The organism is Stenotrophomonas sp. GD03794, assembly GCF_029842145.1.
GTDB classification, from domain to species: Bacteria; Pseudomonadota; Gammaproteobacteria; order Xanthomonadales; family Xanthomonadaceae; genus Stenotrophomonas; species Stenotrophomonas riyadhensis.
Genome location: NZ_JAOCFV010000075.1, coordinates 1 through 19,322, shown reverse-complemented (window position 1 = coordinate 19,322; position 19,322 = coordinate 1). Strand labels below are relative to the sequence as shown.

At 67.4% G+C, this 19,322-nt stretch carries 12 protein-coding genes and 1 pseudogene; 7 read left to right on the top strand and 6 right to left on the bottom strand.

What is annotated here, in order from left to right:
• Positions 1-69 precede the first annotated feature (69 nt).
• From N5D91_RS22720 to N5D91_RS22710, 3 genes are read left to right on the top strand one after another with little or no spacing between them, the layout of a single operon-like run.
• The gene (locus N5D91_RS22720) at positions 70-957 is read left to right on the top strand and encodes a carbon-nitrogen hydrolase (RefSeq protein WP_049397762.1); all 888 of its coding nucleotides are present in this window, start codon (positions 70-72) and stop codon (positions 955-957) included.
• Between the two features lie 14 nt (positions 958-971).
• Positions 972-1,502: a GNAT family N-acetyltransferase gene (locus N5D91_RS22715; RefSeq protein WP_110712021.1), complete on the top strand. Its 531-nt coding sequence runs from the start codon at positions 972-974 to the stop codon at positions 1,500-1,502.
• Complete coding sequence (locus N5D91_RS22710; RefSeq protein WP_164087773.1) at positions 1,495-2,727, top strand: TraB/GumN family protein; 1,233 nt, start codon at positions 1,495-1,497, stop codon at positions 2,725-2,727. Before N5D91_RS22715 ends, N5D91_RS22710 begins: the two co-directional genes overlap by 8 nt.
• A gap of 336 nt (positions 2,728-3,063) precedes the next feature.
• Here N5D91_RS22710 and N5D91_RS22705 read toward each other — a convergent pair whose 3' ends face one another.
• The 3 genes and pseudogenes from N5D91_RS22705 to N5D91_RS22695 form a co-directional block, all read right to left on the bottom strand.
• The gene (locus N5D91_RS22705; RefSeq protein WP_180855391.1) at positions 3,064-6,144 is read right to left on the bottom strand and encodes an efflux RND transporter permease subunit; all 3,081 of its coding nucleotides are present in this window, start codon (positions 6,142-6,144) and stop codon (positions 3,064-3,066) included.
• Positions 6,141-9,596: pseudogene (locus tag N5D91_RS22700) on the bottom strand (efflux RND transporter permease subunit); the annotation flags it as partial. The pseudogene N5D91_RS22700 and the gene N5D91_RS22705, both read right to left, overlap by 4 nt.
• 62 nt (positions 9,597-9,658) lie before the next feature.
• A complete protein-coding gene (locus N5D91_RS22695) occupies positions 9,659-10,810 on the bottom strand; it encodes an efflux RND transporter periplasmic adaptor subunit (RefSeq protein WP_153855018.1) in 1,152 nt (383 codons plus the stop codon).
• Between the two features lie 205 nt (positions 10,811-11,015).
• Here N5D91_RS22695 and N5D91_RS22690 point away from each other — a divergent pair, with 205 nt between their 5' ends.
• Together N5D91_RS22690 and N5D91_RS22685 are read left to right on the top strand one after the other, a co-directional pair.
• Positions 11,016-11,405, top strand: coding sequence for a c-type cytochrome (locus N5D91_RS22690; RefSeq protein WP_180855389.1), 390 nt, complete (start codon positions 11,016-11,018; stop codon positions 11,403-11,405).
• 9 nt (positions 11,406-11,414) lie between these two features.
• Positions 11,415-11,876, top strand: coding sequence for a cytochrome c (locus N5D91_RS22685; protein WP_032128319.1), 462 nt, complete (start codon positions 11,415-11,417; stop codon positions 11,874-11,876).
• Between the two features lie 356 nt (positions 11,877-12,232).
• Here the strand turns inward: N5D91_RS22685 and N5D91_RS22680 are convergent, their stop codons facing one another.
• Both N5D91_RS22680 and N5D91_RS22675 read right to left on the bottom strand, forming a co-directional pair.
• Complete coding sequence (locus N5D91_RS22680) at positions 12,233-14,116, bottom strand: ATP-binding cassette domain-containing protein (RefSeq protein ID WP_180847809.1); 1,884 nt, start codon at positions 14,114-14,116, stop codon at positions 12,233-12,235.
• Positions 14,117-14,604: 488 nt separating this feature from the next.
• Positions 14,605-15,480: a LysR substrate-binding domain-containing protein gene (locus N5D91_RS22675; RefSeq protein WP_110712014.1), complete on the bottom strand. Its 876-nt coding sequence runs from the start codon at positions 15,478-15,480 to the stop codon at positions 14,605-14,607.
• Positions 15,481-15,582: 102 nt separating this feature from the next.
• Between N5D91_RS22675 and N5D91_RS22670 the strand changes: the two genes are divergently transcribed.
• Together N5D91_RS22670 and dbpA are read left to right on the top strand one after the other, a co-directional pair.
• The gene (locus N5D91_RS22670; RefSeq protein WP_180855642.1) at positions 15,583-16,662 is read left to right on the top strand and encodes a YeiH family protein; all 1,080 of its coding nucleotides are present in this window, start codon (positions 15,583-15,585) and stop codon (positions 16,660-16,662) included.
• Between the two features lie 154 nt (positions 16,663-16,816).
• The gene (gene dbpA, locus N5D91_RS22665) at positions 16,817-18,193 is read left to right on the top strand and encodes an ATP-dependent RNA helicase DbpA (protein ID WP_110712012.1); all 1,377 of its coding nucleotides are present in this window, start codon (positions 16,817-16,819) and stop codon (positions 18,191-18,193) included.
• A 139-nt stretch (positions 18,194-18,332) separates the two neighbouring features.
• Here the strand turns inward: dbpA and N5D91_RS22660 are convergent, their stop codons facing one another.
• Positions 18,333-18,869, bottom strand: coding sequence for an adenine phosphoribosyltransferase (locus N5D91_RS22660; protein ID WP_180855641.1), 537 nt, complete (start codon positions 18,867-18,869; stop codon positions 18,333-18,335).
• Between the last annotated feature and the right edge of the window lie 453 nt (positions 18,870-19,322).

The following is a 19,322-nucleotide window of genomic DNA, read 5'->3' as shown; positions in this document are numbered from 1 at the left end:
CAGCGCGCGACACGCCGTCGCCGTCCATCCGCGCTAACATGCTGGTTTTCCCCCGCAGGAACGCCCCGCATGAACTCGCGCAGCCCCCTTACCGTCGCCCTGATCCAGGAGCGCAACCACGGTGATGCCGCCGCCAACCTGGCGGTGATCGAAGCACGCGTGGCCGAGGCGGCTGCGCAGGGTGCCAAGCTGGTGCTACTGCAGGAACTGCACAACGGCCCGTACTTCTGCCAGCACGAGTCGGTGGACGAGTTCGACCTGGCCGAGCCGATTCCGGGCCCGAGCACCGAGCGCCTCGGCGCGCTGGCGAAGCAGCATGGCGTGGTGCTGGTCGGCTCGCTGTTCGAGCGCCGCGCCGCCGGCCTGTACCACAACACCGCCGTGGTGTTCGAGAAGGACGGCACGCTGCTCGGCAAGTACCGCAAGATGCATATCCCGGACGATCCGGGCTTCTACGAAAAGTTCTACTTCACCCCGGGCGACATCGGCTTCAAGCCGATCGACACCTCGGTGGGCCGCCTCGGCGTGCTGGTGTGCTGGGACCAGTGGTATCCGGAAGCGGCACGCCTGATGGCGCTGGCCGGCGCCGAGCTGCTGCTGTACCCGACCGCGATCGGCTGGGACCCGGACGATGTGCAGGACGAGAAGACCCGCCAGCGCGACGCCTGGGTGCTGAGTCACCGCGGCCACGCCGTGGCCAACGGCCTGCCGGTGCTGAGCTGCAACCGCGTCGGCCATGAAGCCTCGCCGCTGGGTGCTTCGGGCATCCAGTTCTGGGGCAACAGCCACGTACTGGGCCCGCAGGGCGAATTCCTGGCCGAAGCCGGCACCGACGCCACCGTGCTGCTGTGCGATGTCGACCTGCAGCGCAGCGAGCACGTGCGCCGTATCTGGCCGTTCCTGCGTGATCGCCGCATCGATGCCTACGGCGACCTGCTCAAGCGCTACATCGACTGATCCGGAGCCCGCGCATGGCCGTCCTCATCCGTGATGCCGGCCCTGCCGACATCGACGCGATCACCGCGATCTACGCGGTGGAAGTGACCGACTTCGTCAACACCTACGAGTACGACATCCCGGACGCGACCGAGATGCTGCGCCGCATGCGCGACATCATCGACCGCGGCTTCCCCTACCTGGTCGCCGAGATCGACGGCCAGGTCGCCGGCTATGCCTACGCCAACACCTACCGCACCCGCGTCGCCTACCAGTGGACCGTGGAGAACTCGGTCTACGTCGATGCCCGCTTCCAGGGCCAGGGCGTCGGCACTGGCCTGCTGCAGGCGTTGATCGATGCCTGCGTGGCGCGCGGTTACCGGCAGATGGTGGCGGTGATCGGTGAACCGACCAACACCGCGTCGATCAAGCTGCACGAACGCTTCGGCTTCGAGCTGGTGGGCGTGTTCCGTGGCCTTGGCCGCAAGCACGGCCGCTGGCTGGATACCGTGCAGATGCAGCGCGCGCTCGGCGATGGCGCCGACACCGCACCTTCCAATGAATGAATCCATGACTGAAACCCTTCCCGAGACCGGCGACGATCTGTTCGCCGGCCAGCCGGTACGCGTCGTTGAACGCGACGGCGTGCGTTATACCCTGCTGGGCACCGCCCACGTCTCCCGCGCCAGCGTCGAGGCGGTGGAAAAAGCCATCGACAGCGGCCGCTTCGATGCCGTTGCCGTTGAACTGGACCCGCAGCGCCTGCAGGCGCTGAGCGACCCGGACACGCTGGCCAAGCTCGACCTGGTCGAGGTGATCCGCAAGGGCCGCGTTGCCCTGTTCGCCGCCAACCTGGCCCTGTCCGCGTACCAGCGCCGCCTGGCCGAACAGCTCGACATCGAGCCGGGCGCGGAACTGAAACGCGCGGTGGAGCTGGCGCGCGAGCGCAACCTGCCGGTGCATCTGATCGACCGCGAGGTTGGCCTGACCTTCCGCCGTGCCTCGCAGCGGCTGGGCTTCTTCGGCAAGCTGAAGCTGGTCGCCGGCCTCGGTGCCGGTCTGTTCTCATCCGAGGAAGTCGGCGAGAACGAGATCGAGAAGCTCAAGCAGGGCGACATGCTGGAATCGAGCTTCGGCGAGTTCGCCAGCGAGAGCCCGGCGCTGTACGAGACCATCATCGGCGAACGTGACCGTTACATGGCCACGCGCCTGCGCGAGGAACACGACCCGCAGCAGCGTGAAGTGCTGGCGGTGGTGGGTGCCGGCCACCTGGCCGGGCTGGCGCGCTATCTGGAAACCGACACCGAAGCACCGGCACCGCTGCGCGCCGAGCTGGAAGCGGTGCCGAAGAAGCGCAACATTCCGTGGTTCACGCTGGGCATCCTGGCCATCGTAGCGACCGGCATCGGCGTAGGTTTCTACCGCGGTGGTCTGGGCGTGGGCACCGAACTGCTGGCGACCTGGGCGATGTATACCGGTGGCCTCGCCGGCCTGGGCTGCCTGCTGGCCGGCGGCCATCCGCTGAGCATCCTCACCGCGATCGCGGTGGCGCCGTTCAAGCCGTTCCGCCTGAGCATCCCGACCGGCGCATTCTCGGCCCTGGTGGAAGCGCGCCTGCGCAAGCCTGCGTATGAGGACTTCCTGAAGCTGCGCGACGATGCGCAGAGCCTGAAGGGCTGGTATCGCAACCGCGTCACCCGCGTGGTGCTGACCTTCATGCTGACCAACATCGGCAGCATGCTTGGCCTGTGGCTGACCACGTTCAAGGTGTGGGGCAAGGTCGCCGGTTGATTGCAACGCCCCGCCGGGCATGGCCCGGCGCTACCGGCCGCACGGCGTCTGCGCGCGCGACCGGTAGGTGCCAACCTTGGTTGGCACATCGTTTCCGGTCGCGAAGATCAGCCGAGCATGGCTATGCCGGCCGTCCTGGCCGACACCCTCCGGGCCGTCGCAAGCGACGTTGGCAGCGGCTCCTGCCGCTGCCTTCGGCTCTACAGAAGGCAAGCCGATACGGTGATGGCCAGCCCGGCCATGCCTGGCAAAAAAAGGGGGAGGCCGCCCCACTACGACCGGCCTCCCCCACACCACAACACGTTGGCGCTCCTTGCGGTCGAGCAGGCTCGACCACTACACCGGGGTACCCGCCACCATTTCCAGACCACGCGCACGGCGGATCAACCGCGTGACCGCGTTGCGCAGGTCATCCAGCACCGCATAGATCGTCGGCAGGAACAGCAGGCTGACCACCGTGGAGAACGCCAGGCCGCCGGCAATCGCGCGCGCCATCGGCGCGTACTCCGGGCCGTTGCCGAACATCTGCGTGTTGGTCAGCGAGATCGGCACCATCGCCAGGATCGCCGTGCCCATCGTCATCATGATCGGGCGCAGGCGTTCGCGTGAGCCCTCAACCAAAGCCTGCGTTCGGCCCATGCCGCCGCGCCGCAGGTTGTTGATGTGCTCGATCATCACGATGCCGTTGTTCACCACCACGCCCATCAGCACCAAGATGCCGATGAAGGACATGATCCCGAACGAGGTGCCGGTGATCCAGAACAGCCAGAACACGCCGAAGATCGAGAACAGCACGCCGCTCATGATCGCCGCCGGGAACAACAGCGACTCGAACACCGCCGCCATCACCACGTAGATCATCACCAGCGCGATCAGCAGGTTGAACACCATCTGCTGCATCGCTTCATCGTCGTTGCCGTAGTCACCGCCATCGAAGGTGAAGCCATAGCCGGCCGGGAAGTTCATCGGCTTCAGCACCGACTCCATCGCCTTGCGGCCATCCGGCGCGGTGACCTTCTCGGCCAGGTTGGCCTTGATGGTCAGCGTGGTCTGGCGGTTGGTGCGTCCGATCTGGGTGGCCGACGAACCAACGTCGACGGTGACCAGGCTCAGCAGCGGCACGCTGCGGCCGTCGCCGGTGCGCACACTGAAACCGGCCAGGTCTTCCGGGCTGCTCTGCTCGGCGCCGGCGAAGCGCACCCATACCGGCACTTCGTTGTCACCGCGGCGGAACTCGCGCATCGGTGCACCGCGCAGCGCCAGGCCGACGAAGCTGGCCACCTGCTCGGCATTGAAGCCGAACGCTGCGGCGCGCTCACGATCGACACGCACCTTCAGCTCGCCGCCCTTCTCGCCATTGTCGATGCGCACGTCGCGCAGCTCGGTGCGCTGGGCCAACAGCGGCACCACTTCCTGGCCGATCTCCTGCAGCATCGAACTGGAGTCGCCGACCAGCTGCACCTGCACCCCCTGGTTGCCGCCGCCACCGCCATCGCCGCCCTGATTGCCGACGAAATAGTCGGTGCGGGCGGACTTCGGCAGATCCTTGCGCAGCTCTTCCTGCAGCGCCTTGATGTCCTTGGCGTACTTTTCGTCCAGGGTGACCACGGTGGAGCTGCCTTCCTGCTCGCTGTACCAGGAATAGACCTGCTTCACATGCAGGCGCTCACGGTTCTGGTCGATCCAGTTCTCCACCCGTGCTACTTCATCGGACATCTGGCGATAGGTGTAGGCGCCCTTCCACATGTAGCCGATGAAGATGTCCTTGCCACCGTCACCGCCAAACATGTCGATCTTGGTCAGCTTCATCGGCACCAGGCTGACCAGCACCACCAGCAGGATGCCGAGCAGGCTCCAGCCGCGATGGCGCAACGACCAGTCCAGCAGCGTCGCGTAGCGGCGCTGCAGGCGCGCGATCATGCCGGACTGCGAGTGCACCAGCTTCGGCGTGGCCATGCGCGCGGACAGCATCGGGATCAGGCTGACCGCCACCAGCCACGAGGCCAGCAGCGAGACCGAGATGGTGATCGCGATCTGCGCCATGAAGATGCTGATGTTGTTGGTCTCACCGAACAGGTTCGGCACGAACACGATGCAGTGGCACAGCGTGCCGGCGCTGAGCGCGATGGCCACGTTGCGGGTGCCGATGATCGAGGCCAGGCGCGGCTGCCCCGGCATGCGCTCGCGTTCCTGGTAGATGCTTTCCACCACCACAACGGCGTTGTCGACCAGCATGCCCACCGCCAGCAGCAGGCCCATCATGGTCAGGATGTTCAGCGTCACCCCGACGAAGTACATGAAGCCCAGGGTGATGGTGAAGCAGATCGGGATAGCCAGGGTCACCATCAGCGTCGACGGCCAATGGCGCAGGAAGAAGAACAGCACCGTGATCGACAGGATCAGGCCGACCGCACCGGCCTCGGCCAGTTCCAGCAGCGAGGAGGTCACCGCCTTGCCCTGGTTGTCGATCACCTTGATCTGCACGTCGCGCATCGACGCTTCCGCACGGATCGATTCAACCTCGGCCAGTGCCGCGCGCGACACCTCCACCAGGTTGGCGCTGCGCTCCTTGAAGATGTCCAGGCCAACCGCCGGATTGCCATCGAGGCGGCGCCCGTAGTTCATCCGCGCCGGCTTCAGGCGCACGTCGGCGATATCCCCCAGGCGCAGGCCCTTGGCGTTGATCACCAGGTCACGCATCTCCTGCAGGTCGGTGATCTCGCCCACCGGCTGCACGCGCACGCGCTGGCCGTTGTCGTCGATCTGCCCGGCCGAGATCGAGAAATTCAGCGTGCGCAGGCGCTCGCTCAGTTCATTGATGCTCAGGCCGTGCGCGTTGAGGCGGTTCGGATCAATGGCGATCTCCACCTCGTTCGGCGGCGCGCCGGTGATGTCGACGCGGGCCACGCCGGGGATGCGCTCGATGCGCCGCTTGAACTCGCGGTCGAGCATGTCATAGGCGGTGGTCAGGTCGGTGGTGCTGGCCAGGCGCACCTTCAGCACCGGCTGGTCGCTGCTGGACCACTTGAACACGTTGTAGCGCTGCAGGTCGTCAGGCAGGTCACTGCGGATCGCATCGATGCGCTCGCGTGCATCGGAAGCGGCAATCGCAATGTCACGGTCCCAGTCACTGAATTCGATGTAGATCAGCGCCGCCTCGGAGGTGGCCGACGAGCGCATGCGCTTGATGCCGGTCATCGTCGCCAGCGATTCCTCGACCGGGCGGATGATGGTCCGCTCCACTTCCTCCGGGGTCGAGCCGGTGTACGGGATCTGCACGAACAGGAACGGCGCGGAGATGTCCGGCAGCGCTTCCAGCGGCAGCCGGAACGAAGCGATCAGGCCGATCACCACCAGCGACACGAAACACATGATGGTGGTGACCGGACGGCGGATGGAGAACTCGGCCACACTCATGCCGGTTCCTCCGCACCTGCCGCGTTGCCTGCGCTGCCCGGCTCGATCCCGCCGGCATGCTTGCGGCCGCGTTCGCGGTAGTAGGCATCGCCACGGCGGTCCATCAGGTCGTACACCACCGGGATCACCAGCAGGGTCAGCAGGGTCGACACCAGCAGGCCGCCGATCACGGTGATCGCCATTGGCGCGCGCACCTCAGCACCCTCACCCATCGCCACCGCCAGCGGCAGGAAGCCGAACAGCGTGCACAGCGTGGTCATGATGATCGGCCGCAGGCGCGAGCGCGCACCTTCCACCAGCGCCTCGTGCTTGGCCACGCCAGCCTCGCGCAGCTGGTTGACCTTGTCGATCAGGATGATCGCGTTCTTGGTGACCAGGCCGACCAGCAGGATCAGGCCAATGAACACCACCACCGAGATGGGCTTGCCGGTCAGCGTCAGCGCCAGGATCGCGCCGACCAGCGCCAGCGGGATGGTGAACAGGATCACGAACGGATGCAGCAGCGATTCGAACTGCGAGGCCATCACCAGGTAGACCAGGAAGATCGCCAGGCCGAAGGCGAAGATCAACGACTTCGCCGCCTGCGCCAGCTCCTCGCCCTGGCCACCGATGTGCAGGCCGACGCCCGCACCCAGCGGCTGCTCGGCGACCATCTGCTGCACCTCGCGCATGGCCGCGCCAAGATCGATGTCGCGCAGGTTGGCCGACACCACCGCCACCCGCGTCTGGTCGGCACGGTGGATCTCACTGGGTCCAGTGGTGGCGACCACTTCGGCTACCGCGTCCAGCGTGACCGGACGGGTGCTGCCCGGATTGACGATCAGCCGGCGGATGCTCTCCACGCTGGCGCGGTCGCCTTCCTGCGCACGCACCAGCACGTCGATCTTGCGGTCACGGAAGCTGTAGCGGGTGGCGACATCGCCGCGCACCTTCTTCACCACCACGTCGGCGATCTGGCGCGTGGTCAGGCCGAGCGCACCGGCGCGTTCCTGATCGAAGCGGATCTGGATTTCCGGGAAGCCCTCTTCCACCGTCGACTTCACATCGGCGTAGTGCGCATTGCCGCGCAGCAGCGCCGCCAGGCGCTGGCCGGCTACTTCGAGCGTCGCCATGTCCTGCCCGCGCAGCTCGATTTCCAGCGGCGTGGAGAAGCTGAACAACGCCGGCCGCGCGAAATCGACCTGCGCACCCGGGTGCTGGCCCATGGTGTCACGCAGGCGCTCGGTGATCTCGGCCTCGGTGCGTGCATTGCCACCGCCTTCCATCACCACGGTCAGCTTGCCGATGTTCTCGCCGCTCTCGGTGGGGCTGGCATCGAGGCGGGTGCCGCTGCCGCTGACACCGTACAGCGAGGCCACGCCTTCGCCCTTGCCGTGTGCCAGCTGCAGCTCGCGCACCAGCGCATCGGTCTGCTTCAGCGGCGTGCCGGCCGGCAGCTTCACCGTCATCTCGAAACGGTCCTGCGCCAGCTGCGGAATCAGGTCGGCACCGAGCATCGGCACCAGCGCCATGGTCGCCACGAAGATGATCGAGGCCACGCCCAGCACCTTGCCCGGGTGTGCCAGTGCGCTCGGCAGCAGGCGCAGGTAGCCACGCTCGGCGCCGGCGTAGGGCTTCATCGCCAGATCGCTGGCCTTGCGCATCACCGGGCCGACCACCGCCACCACGCCACGCCACGCCCGCACGACCAGCCAGGCCAGCGCGTAGAAGCTCCAGCGCGCGGTCGCCACGGCGCCACGACGGCCCAGCGCAACCGGCTTCTGCCAGCGGTTCTGCGGTTGCCACGGTTCGTTCGGCGCTTCTTCCGGGAACGCCAGCGGCGGCCGTCCCTTCAGCGAGCTCAGCATCGGGATCAGGGTCATCGACACCAGCAGCGAGATCGCGATGGCGATCGCCACGGTCAACGCCTGGTCGCGGAACAGCTGGCCAGCGATGCCATCGACGAACACCAGCGGCAGGAACACCGCGATGGTGGTCAGGGTGGAGGCGACCACCGCCATGCTCACTTCGCGGGTACCGGCGATGGCCGCCTGCAGGATGCCCAGGCCACGCTCGCGGGCCTTGGCGATGCTCTCCAGCACCACGATCGAGTCATCCACCACCAGGCCGGTGGCCAATGCCAGACCGCCCAGCGACATCACGTTCAAGCTCAGGCCGAGCTGGCCCATGAAGAAGAACGTGGCGATGATCGAGACCGGCAGCGACAGGCTGATCACGAACGTGCTCCAGCCATCACGCAGGAACAGGAAGATGATCAGGATCGCCAGCAGGCCGCCGATCACTGCATCCTTCTTGACGTCGGCGATGGCGTGCTCGATGAAGCGCGACTGGTCCTCGATGGTGGTCATCTCGACATCGGACGGGAACGTGCCCTTGATCTGCTCCAGGCGCTTGCGCAGCGCTTCGGCGGTTGACACGGTATTGGCGTCGCCTTCCTTGTAGATCGCCAGTTCGACCGATTCCTTGCCGCCCAGGCGGATCACCGCTTCGCGCTCCTTGTAGCCCTGGCGCACGGTGGCCACGTCCTTCAGGCGCACCGGCACACCGTTGGCGACCACGCTGGAACCACCGCCGGACGATGCGCTCTGCGCCGCCGATGCCGCCGCGATGGCTGCCGCCGAACCGGTCGACGCGGCGATGTTGAACATCTGCTGCAACGCCGAGTCGGCCGCGCTGCCGTTCGACGCCTGGGTGGTGACCAGCAGGTTGCGGATCTCCTCCAGATCGGCGAACTGGTTGACGGTACGCACCAGGAAGCGCTGCGAACCCTCCTCCAGGCGGCCGCCGGAGATGTTGATGTTCTCGTCCTTCAGGCGCTTGATGACGGTGTCGATCGGCAGGTTCAGCTGGGCCAGCTTCTGCTGGTCGATGTCGACCTGGATCTCGTCCTCGAGGCCGCCACCGACCTTGACCGCCGCCACGCCGCTGACCGGCTCCAGCTTCTTCTTCAGGTCTTCATCGGCATAGCGGCGCAGGCCGGTCAGCTCGCGGACCGCATCGGCATCGCTGGTCGGCGCCACCTTGTTCGACAGCACCAGGCGCATGATCGGTTCGGTGGACGGATTGAAGCGCAGCAGCACCGGGGCCTTGGCCTCCAGTGGCAGGTTCAGCGCTTCCATCTTGTCGCGCACCTCCAGGCTGGCCTGGTCCATGTTGGTGCCCCAGGCGAACTCCAGCACCACATCACTCTGGCCGGTGCGCGAGACCGACTTCAGCTTGCGCAGGTTCTTGACCACGCCGACCGCTTCTTCGACCGGCTGGGTGATCAGGGTTTCGATTTCGGTCGGCGCCGAACCGGTGTACTCGGTGCGCACGGTCAGCGTCGGGTAGCTCAGGTCGGGCAGCAGGTTGACCTTGAGGTTGCCCAGCGCGATCAGGCCGAACAGCAGCAGCGTGACCGTGCACATGGCGATGGTCACGCGACGGCGGGTGGCGAACTCCACCAGGCCGCCGCGCATGCCGGCGGCGGCGCCGTCGCTCGCCGGCGAGGCACCGTGGTCGTGGCCCGGGGCGGTCATTGCTTGCTCCCGGCCTTGTCTGCCGGCTTGGCGGCCGCTGCGACCGTCTTCGGCTTTGCCTTCGGATCGGCGATCACCTGCACTGCGGTGCCGTCGCGCAGGGCGACCTTGCCGGCGGTGACCACCTGATCACCGGCCGCCAGGCCATCACGGATCTCCACCCACGGGCCCTCGGCGTAACCCAGCTTGACCGGAACGCGTGCGACCTTGCCTTCGCGCACCCGGAACACCGCCGGCTCACCATCGTCGAGCAGCGCCAGGCGCGGCACCACCAGCGCATCGGCGCGCTGGTCGTAGTCGATGCGGATGCGCCCGAACATGCCGGGCTGCAGCGCGTGCGCGGCGCCGTCGAAGGCGCTGACCACGCGAAACGTGCCACTGCCCGAATCCACCACCGGCGCGATGCGATCGACCGTACCGGTGAAGCTCTGGCCCGGCAGCGCGTCGGCGGCCAGCGTCACCGGCTGGCCGGCGCGCAGCGTGGCCAGCTCGCGCTCGGGCACGTTGAGGGTGGCTTCCAGCCGCGAGTTGTCGACGATGCGGAAGATCGGTGTGTTGATCTGCACGAAGTTGCCGGTCTTGATCGAACGCGAGGCGATCACGCCGGAGATCGGCGCCACGACGGTGGTGTAGGACAGCTCCAGCGTGGCCAGGCGGTACTGCGCGCGGACGTTCTCCAGGTCGAAGCGCAGCTGGTCGACGTCTGCAGCGCTGACCATCTGCTGGCCGACCAGCTTCTGCGCGCGCTGGTAGTTGTTTTCCAGCTTGCGCATCTGCGCTTCGCTCTGTGCCACGGCCAGCCGCGCGCGGTCCGGGTCCAGCCGCACCAGCGGCTGCCCGGCGGTCACCCGCTGGCCTTCCTCGACCAGCACCGCCAGCGCCACGCCGGAGGTCTTGGCGACCACCTGCGATTCGGCGCGCGGCTCCAGCGCGGCGGTACCGGTGTAGCTGGCGGCGACCGCGCGATGGCTGGCCACGGCCACTTCGACCGGGACCGCGTCGACCTTCTTCTCCTCCTTGGTCTCGGCGGCCTTGGCTTCGGAATTGGGCCCTGCGGCGCAACCGCCCAGCAGCAGGGAGGTGGAGATCAGCAGTGCGGCAGCGCAGATTCCGCTGCGACGGCCGGACAGGAAGGTTGGGTGCGACATCGTCAGATCCCTGGAGGATGCGTGGACAGGTGTGGTAGCAAAGTAATGCACCACTTCACGGCAACACCATATCCCAAAGGTCATGGTGCCTTCACGCCGCTGGTCGGCCTCCCCCCATTTCAGCTAGATGAAACCTGAGGCTATACTCGGGGCGTTCCGTACCCCACGCCGGAACGACCAGACCCGAATCCCCGGAAACGACACCATGCGCCCGCAGCCGCTCGCCGCTTGTCTCGCTCTGGCCGTCCTCCTGCCCCTTGGGGCCGCCGCACAGCCCGCTCCTGCTCCTGCCGCACCCGCCCCGGCCCCGGCTCCCGCCGCTGCCCCGGCGCCTGCCGCCCCCACCGGCAACTTCGACAATGGCCGTGTCCTGGCCTATACCTGCCAAGGGTGCCATGGCATCACCGGCTACAAGAACGCCTACCCCAGCTACCGGGTGCCGAAGATCGGCGGCCAGACCCAGCAGTACCTGGCCCAGGCCCTGACCGAATACCGCCAGGGCAAGCGCCGGCATCCGACGATGCAGGCGCAGTCGATGAGTTTCAGCGAACAGGAGATCGCCGATCTCTCTGTTTACCTGTCCACCGTCAAGTAAGGCCCGCCCATGTCGAAAGCCGCGCATCCGATGCGTCACGCCATCGCCCTGTCCGTTGCCCTGCTGCTGGCCGCCTGTTCACAGTCGCAGGTGGAAAACAGCGAGAAATCCGCCGCCGACCCGGGCCATGCCAGCGGCGAACACGGTTCATCGTCCTCCGCCGGCCTGCCGCCGGGCCGCGAGGCCGCCGGCGAGGCCCGCGCCAAGGTGAAGGGCAAAGCCACCAACCAGAGCTGCATCGACTGCCACGGGGCCGACGGCAACGCGCCGATCGATGCGACCTATCCGAAGCTGGGTGGGCAGTACGGTGATTACCTGGCGCATGCGCTGCAGGCCTACCGCGCCGGTGACCGCCAGCATGCGCTGATGACGCCGCAGGCGAAGGACCTGAGCGATCAGGACATCGCCGATCTGGCGGCGTATTTCGGCAGCCGGCCGAGCCAGCTGCGGGATCTGCACGGGGTTAAATGACCGCGCTGCGCGGATCATGACTTCTGCAATCTGATGCGTTCATGGGCGTTACTTTTCTTGATGACGCACATCCTTGTGCGTCACCCTGCGGGCCGGCTATGCCGTTCCGCCCTGCTCCTGCAGTGCGGTGCGCGCAAAGAAAAGTAACCAAAAGAAACGCTCCGCCGTCCGCGAGCCGATGCTGCGCACCGGTACCCTGCGCTCCTCGGCCCACCGAGGGACGGCGCGGGAACTCGCTGCGCTCAGACACCCGCGCCTCTTCGCCCTCGCCGGACCTGCGGTGCTCGGCTCGCTTCAAGGCGGAATCAGATCAAAAGCCACAGCCGCCCGCCGGGCGAGACGGCCGTGGCAGACGCTCAGCCTTCCAGCTCTTCCCATCGCGCGTACGCGGCATCCAGCTCGGCCTGCACCTTGGCCAGCTGCTGGGTATGCGCGGTCACTTCGGCGCTGCTGCGGGTGTAGAACGACGGGTCGTTCATCGCCGAGGTCAGCCCTTCGACATCGCCTTCCAGCTTCTCGATGGTCTTCGGCAGCTGCTCCAGCTCGCGCGCTTCCTTGTAGGCCAACTTGCGCTTGGGCGCAGCGGGGGTCGCAGCCGCCGGAGCGGCCGGTGCAGCGGTCGCTGGCTTGGCAGCCGGCGCCGCGGCAGGTGCAGCCACGCTGGCCGCATAGCGCTGCCAGTCGCTGTAGCCACCGACGTACTCGCCGATCACGCCGTCGCCTTCCATCACCAGCGTAGAGGTCACTACGTTGTCGATGAAGTCACGGTCGTGGCTGACCAGCAGCAGCGTGCCGGTGTACTCGCCCAGCAGCTCTTCCAGCAGCTCCAGGGTTTCCACGTCCAGGTCGTTGGTCGGTTCGTCCATCACCAGCAGGTTGGACGGCTGCGCGAACAGCTTGGCCAGCAGCAGACGGTTGCGTTCGCCGCCGGACAGGCGGGTGATCGGCGCACGCGCACGTTCCGGGGTGAACATGAAGTCCTGCAGGTAGGCATGCACGTGCTTGCGCTTGCCGTTGAACTCGAGGAAATCGCGGCCTTCGGCGACGTTCTCGATCGCGCTCCAGTCTTCGCGCAGCACCGCGCGGTACTGGTCGAAATACGCGATCTGCAGGTTGGTGCCCGCGTTGACCTCGCCCTTGGCCGGCTGCAGTTCGCCCAGCAGCAGCTTCAGCAGCGTGGTCTTGCCGCTGCCGTTGGGGCCGATCAGGCCGATTCGGTCGCCACGCAGGATGGTGGTGGTGAAATCGCGGACCATGGTGCGCTCGCCGAAGGCGAACGAAATGTCCTTGACGTCGATGACCTTCTTGCCGGAGCTGACGCCCTGCGCGGCTTCCATCTTGACGTTGCCGCTGAGGTCGCGGCGCTGCGAGCGTTCGGTGCGCATCGCCTTCAGGCGGCGCACGCGGCCTTCGTCACGGGTACGCCGGGCCTTGATGCCCTGCCGGATCCAGACTTCCTCCTGCGCCAGCAGCTTGTCGAAGCGGGCGTTCTCCTGCGCCTGCGCGTTGAGGCGTTCCTCGCGGCGGCGCTCGTAGTTGGCCCAGTCGCCCGGCCAGCTGGTGACCTGGCCGCGGTCGATCTCGACGATGCGGGTGGCCAGCGCACGCAGGAAGCGACGGTCGTGGGTGACGAACACCACGCTGCCGCTCCAGCCCTTCAGGAACGCTTCGAGCCAGTCGATGGCTTCGATGTCCAGGTGGTTGGTCGGTTCGTCCAGCAGCAGTACGTCGGGGCTGGACACCAGCGCGCGGGCGAGCAGCACGCGGCGCTTCATGCCGCCGGACAGGCGGCCGAACTCGGCCTCGCCGTCCAGGTCGAGCTTGGTCAGGGTTTCGCTGACGCGCTGGTCCAGGCCCCAGCCGTTGGCGGCATCGATCTTGGCCTGTACGTTGCCGAGGGCTTCGCCATCGAATACTTCGGCATGGCTGAGGTGGTGGAATTCGGCCAGCCACTGGCCCAGTTCGCCGAGGCCGTCGGCCACAACATCGAACACCGAGCCGGCGGCGCCATGCGGCACTTCCTGCTCCAGGCGGGTGACGCGCACCCCCTGCTGCACGCGGACTTCGCCGTCATCGGGCTTGTGGTCGCCGGACAGCAGCTTGAGCAGGGTGGATTTGCCGGCGCCGTTGCGGCCGATCAGGGCGATGCGTTCGCCCGGCTCGATCGACAGTTCGGCCTTTTCCAGCAACAACGGGCCGCCGACGCTGAAGTCGACGTTCTGCAGAGTAATCAGAGGCATCCGGATATTGTACGGGTTGGGGGCGTCGGCCGGGTTGCACCCGACACCCGCGGTAGTGCCGGCCGCTGGCCGGCAACCTCAACAGCAACGTCAAAAGCTGGTTTCCTGTGGGATGGCGGGGTGGGTCCGGTTGCGGGGGCCGCTGCAAGCCCCCCTCCGGGGCCCGGCCCAGCCGCTGGCGGCTGTGCGTTCGGGCGCTTGCGAAGCAGTGCTTCGCAAGCAAAGCGCCCTCACCCATGTAAGCTCGGTCGCCGCATCCATGCGGCTCACGCCCCCGCAACCGGACCCACCCCGCCTTCGACAGTTTTCCGCGATCTGTCGGAACGGCGTACTGCTCTGGTAGGGGGCGACCTTGGTCGACACGGTAGATCCACGCCATGCGTGGATGAGCGCTGCAAGGCCTGTCGATCGGTCGGGGTCGGATCCCGTTGCTGCGCAACGGGCTCTGACCCCTTCGTGGAATTCGCGCAGTGCAAGACGGATCCCTGCTACTGCACCTCCCCCAACAACGCCTGCAACCCCGGCAGCCATTGCTTGCCGGGGTGGCGTACCAGCCACAGGGTGCGCTGCAGGGCGGGCAGCGGGGTCTGGAGCACGCGCAGGCGGCCGAGGGCCAAGGGTTCTTCCAGGGCGTGCCGGGACAGGCAGGCCAGGCCGAGACCGGCGATGGCGGCCTGCTTGATCGCTTCGGTATTGCCCAGCTGCAGGGTCTGGGCGAAGCCGCGCAGGTGCGGCAACAGCGCCTGTTCGACGGCTTCGCGGGTGCCGGAGCCGGGCTCGCGCAGCAGCCAGCGGGCGCGGCGGAGTTCATCCAGCGACCAGCGCGCGGGGGCGTCGGCGGCGCCGACGATCACCAGCGGATCCTGCTGCCAGGCGGTCACCTGCAGCCCGCGCTCGTGGCATGGGCCTTCGATCAGGCCGGCGTCCACGTCCAGTCGCTGCACGGCGGCGACCACGCCGGCACTGTTGTCGATGCGCAGGTCGACTTCGGCCTGCGGCGCCTGCCGCAGCAGTTCGGCGATGCGCGGCGGCAGCAGGTAGTTGCCGATGGTGGTACTGGCGGCCAGCACCAGCCGCAGCGGTGCACCCTGCGACGGGTCGCCGCCGGCAGCCAGCTGCCGCTCCAGATCGGCGGCATTGACCAGCAGGGTACGCGCCGGCTCCAGCAGCGCGCGGCCGTGGCCGTTCAGGGCCAGGCGGCGGCCGATGCGGTCGAACAGCGGGGTGCCGAAGTGCGCCTCCAGTTCCTGCAGGGCGGCGCTGCTGGCCGACTGCGAAAGCGCAATGGCCTGGCCGGCAGCGGTGGTGCTGCCATGGTCGGCGATGGCGACGAAGACCTGCAGCTGGCGCAAGGTCAGGCGCATGGCACTTACCTTCTTGATGGGTAGGTTTCACCCATATTATTCGTTTTACAGGTCAGCGACAGAGGCGCACGCTTGCCCCATCACTCCAGCCCTGCCCCTGCCATGAACGCCCCCGCTCTCTCCCCCTGGTCCCTGCCCGCCCTGCGCCAACGCTGGCAGCCGCGCCTGCCCGGCCTGCTGCTGGTGGGTCTGATCGCGGCGGCGTCGCTGTACCTGGCCGAGCTGCCCTGGCTGCAAGCGCACGGTCTGAGCGCGCTGACCGTGGCCATCGTCGCCGGCATCGCGGTCGGCAACACCCTCTACCCGCGGCTGGCGCCGAGCAGCGCAGCCGGTGTCGGCTTCTCCAAGCACTGGCTGCTGCGCGCCGGCATCGTGCTGTACGGCCTGCGTCTGACCTTCCAGGACATCGGCCATGTCGGCGTCACCGGCGTGCTGATGGACGTGCTGGTGGTCGCCAGCACTTTCGGCCTGGCCTGCTGGCTGGGTGTGCGCGTGTTCAAGATGGAGCGTGAGGCGGCAATGCTGATCGGCGCCGGCAGCGCGATCTGTGGCGCGGCGGCAGTGATGGCCGCCGAACCGGTGGTGCGTGGCCGCGCGGCACAGGTCACGGTCGCCGTCTCTACGGTGGTGGTGTTCGGCACGCTGGCGATGTTCCTGTACCCGGCGCTGTATGCGCTGGTGCAGTCACACGGCTGGCTGGCAATGGACGCGCGCCAGTACGGTCTGTTCACCGGCGCGACGGTGCATGAAGTGGCACAGGTGGTCGCCGCTGGCCGCGCGGTCAACGAAGCGGCGGCTGACACGGCGGTGATCACCAAGATGGTGCGGGTGATGCTGCTGGCACCGTTCCTGGTGGTGCTGTCGCTGTGGCTGGCGCGTGGCGGCAAGGCCAGCGCCGATGGCAGCAAGGCGCGCATTGTGGTGCCGTGGTTCGCCTTCGGTTTCGTGGCGGTGGCCGGTTTCAACTCGCTGCACCTGCTGCCGGCTGGCCTGCAGGCGGGGCTGGTGCAGCTGGATACCGTGCTGCTGGCGATGGCGATGGCGGCACTGGGCCTGACCACCCACGTCTCGGCGCTGCGCCAGGCCGGGCTGAAGCCGCTGCTGCTGGCGCTGATCCTGTTTGCCTGGCTGCTGTTCGGGGGCCTGGCGATCCACCAGGGCGTGCTGGCCGTGCTGGGCTGAGCAGGAGCGTGCCGACCAGGGTCGGCACCCACCCGTAGATCCACGCCATGCGTGGATGGCAGCTCCAATTGGGGGGCAGAGCCCTTTCCTGCGGAAAGGGATCCGACCCCATCCCTTTAGGCGGGAGCGGCCGCGCGGACGGGTACAATGCGCCATGACTGACTTCTCGACCCTGCCGCTGAGCCCGGCCCTGCAGCCCGGCCTGGATGCCCTCGGCTACACCACCCTCACCCCCGTGCAGGCGCAGAGCCTGCCGGCCATCCTCGATGGCCGCGATGTGATCGCACAGGCGCCGACCGGCAGCGGCAAGACCGCCGCCTTCGGCCTGGGCCTGCTGCAGTCCATCGACCCCAGCCTGATCCGCGTGCAGGCGCTGGTGCTGTGCCCGACCCGCGAACTGGCCGATCAGGTCGGCAAGCAGATCCGCAAGCTGGCCACCGGCATTCCCAACCTGAAGTTGCTGCTGCTGGTTGGCGGCGTACCGCTGGGACCGCAGTTGGCATCGCTGGAAGGCCACGATCCGCATGTGGTGGTCGGCACGCCCGGCCGCGTGCAGGAACTGGCACGCAAGCGTGCGCTGAACCTGGGCGCGGTGCGCACGCTGGTGCTGGATGAGGCCGACCGCATGCTCGACATGGGCTTCGAAGAGCCGATCCGCGAGATCGCCGGCCGCACCCACAAGGATCGCCAGAGCCTGCTGTTCTCGGCCACCTTCCCCGACAGCATCCGCGCCATGGCGCGTGACCTGCTGCGCGACGCGGTGGAAGTGACCGTGGAGGGTGCCGACCAGGCTCCGGCGATCCGCCACCTGTTCTGCGAGGTGGAACCGGCGCACCGCCAGAAGGCACTGGCCGGCCTGCTGCTGAAGTACACGCCGGAATCGGCGGTGGTCTTCTGCAACACCCGCAAGGACGTGGACGAAGTGGCCAACTCACTGCAGCAGTTCGGCTTCTCCGCACTGGCCCTGCATGGCGACATGGAACAGCGCGATCGCGAGGAAGTGTTGTTGCTGCTGGCCAACCGCAGCTGCAACGTACTGGTGGCCAGCGACGTCGCCGCACGCGGGCTCGATGTGGAAGAGCTGGCGGCGGTGATCAACTACGAGCTGCCGACCGATGTGGAGAGCTACCAGCACCGCGTCGGCCGTACCGGCCGAGCCGGTGCCAGTGGCCTGGCGATCAGCCTGGTGGCCGGCCGCGAGAAGACCCGCGCCGAAGCCATCGAAGCGCAGATGGGGCAGCCGCTGGACTGGCAGAAGACGCCGCTGGCAACCTCGCGCCCGTCTGAACTGCCGCAGGCCGCAATGCGCACGCTGCGCATCGACGGCGGCAAGACCGACAAGCTGCGCCCGGGCGACATCCTCGGTGCACTGACCGGTGATGCCGGCCTGTCGAGCAAGTTCATCGGCAAGATCGCGATCTTCCCAACCCGCTCCTATGTGGCGATCGCGCGTGAGCAGGCCAACAAGGCCGTGGCCAAGCTGGAAGCCGGCAAGATCAAGGGCCGTCGTTTCCGCGTGCGGATGATGTGACTGAAGCAGCGTTGCCAACCTCGGTTGGCAACGACCTGACCTGGTAGTGGCCAACCTTGGTTGGCCCGTCCATGGCATCAATCGCGAAAAGCGCTGCCAACCAAGGTTGGCAACTACCGGTTCGCAGATACCCGCCTGATCAGAACACCAGTTCGGTGTGCAGCGGCAGGTCCGCTTCCCAGCGGGCGCGGCCGCCGAGACCGTCCAGTTCGACCAGCACGCCGGCACCGACCACGTCAATGCCCAGGCGGCGCACCAGCGACAACGCGGCGACCAGCGTGCCGCCAGTGGCCAGCACGTCGTCGATGATCGCGACGCGGGCACCGGCCGGCAGCGCATCGGCGTGCACTTCGATGCAGTCGCTGCGGTATTCCAGCGTGTATTCCTCGCGCAGCACCTGGCCCGGCAGCTTGCCCGGCTTGCGCACCGGCACGAAGCCGACGCCCAGTTCCAGCGCCATCGCGGCGCCGAGGATGAAGCCGCGCGATTCGATGCCGACCACCGCGTCCAGCTTCTGGTCGCGCCAGCGGTCGGCCATCGCGGTGATGGCACCGCGGAAGTCCTCGCTATGGGCGAGCAGCGGCATGATGTCCTTGAAGAGGATGCCGGGCTTGGGGAAGTCGGCGATGTCGCGCAGGCGGGAGGCCCACTGCGGAGCGACGATGGCGTCGGTCATGTCACGTTGGCTATCTGATGGCGGCATAGGGTACCTGTTCCGGGCGCCGCCTGCCTGTTGAGGGGTATCGGCCGGGCTGCGCCCGGCGCCTGCAGAGGCCACCGCGCAAGCAAAGGCGAAAGCAAAAGCCGCATTCCGTGGAATGGCGAGGTGGGTCCGGTTGCGGGAGACGCCGTAAACCCGTCCATGGGGGCTTGGCCGCGGCATCCATGCCGCGGACACTCCCGTAACCGGACCCACCCCGCCTTCGACAGATTTCTGCGATCTGTCGCGAATCCACGCCATGCGTGGATGAATCTCAATCGAGATCGAATATTTCGAGAATTGAACGAAAAGCATCCACGCATGGCGTGGATCTACCGTGTCGACCAAGGTCGACACCTACCAACAGCCGCCGGAATCTGTCAGAGGTGGGGCGGTGTCGGAGTGCGGGGTGTCAGCCGCATGGATGCG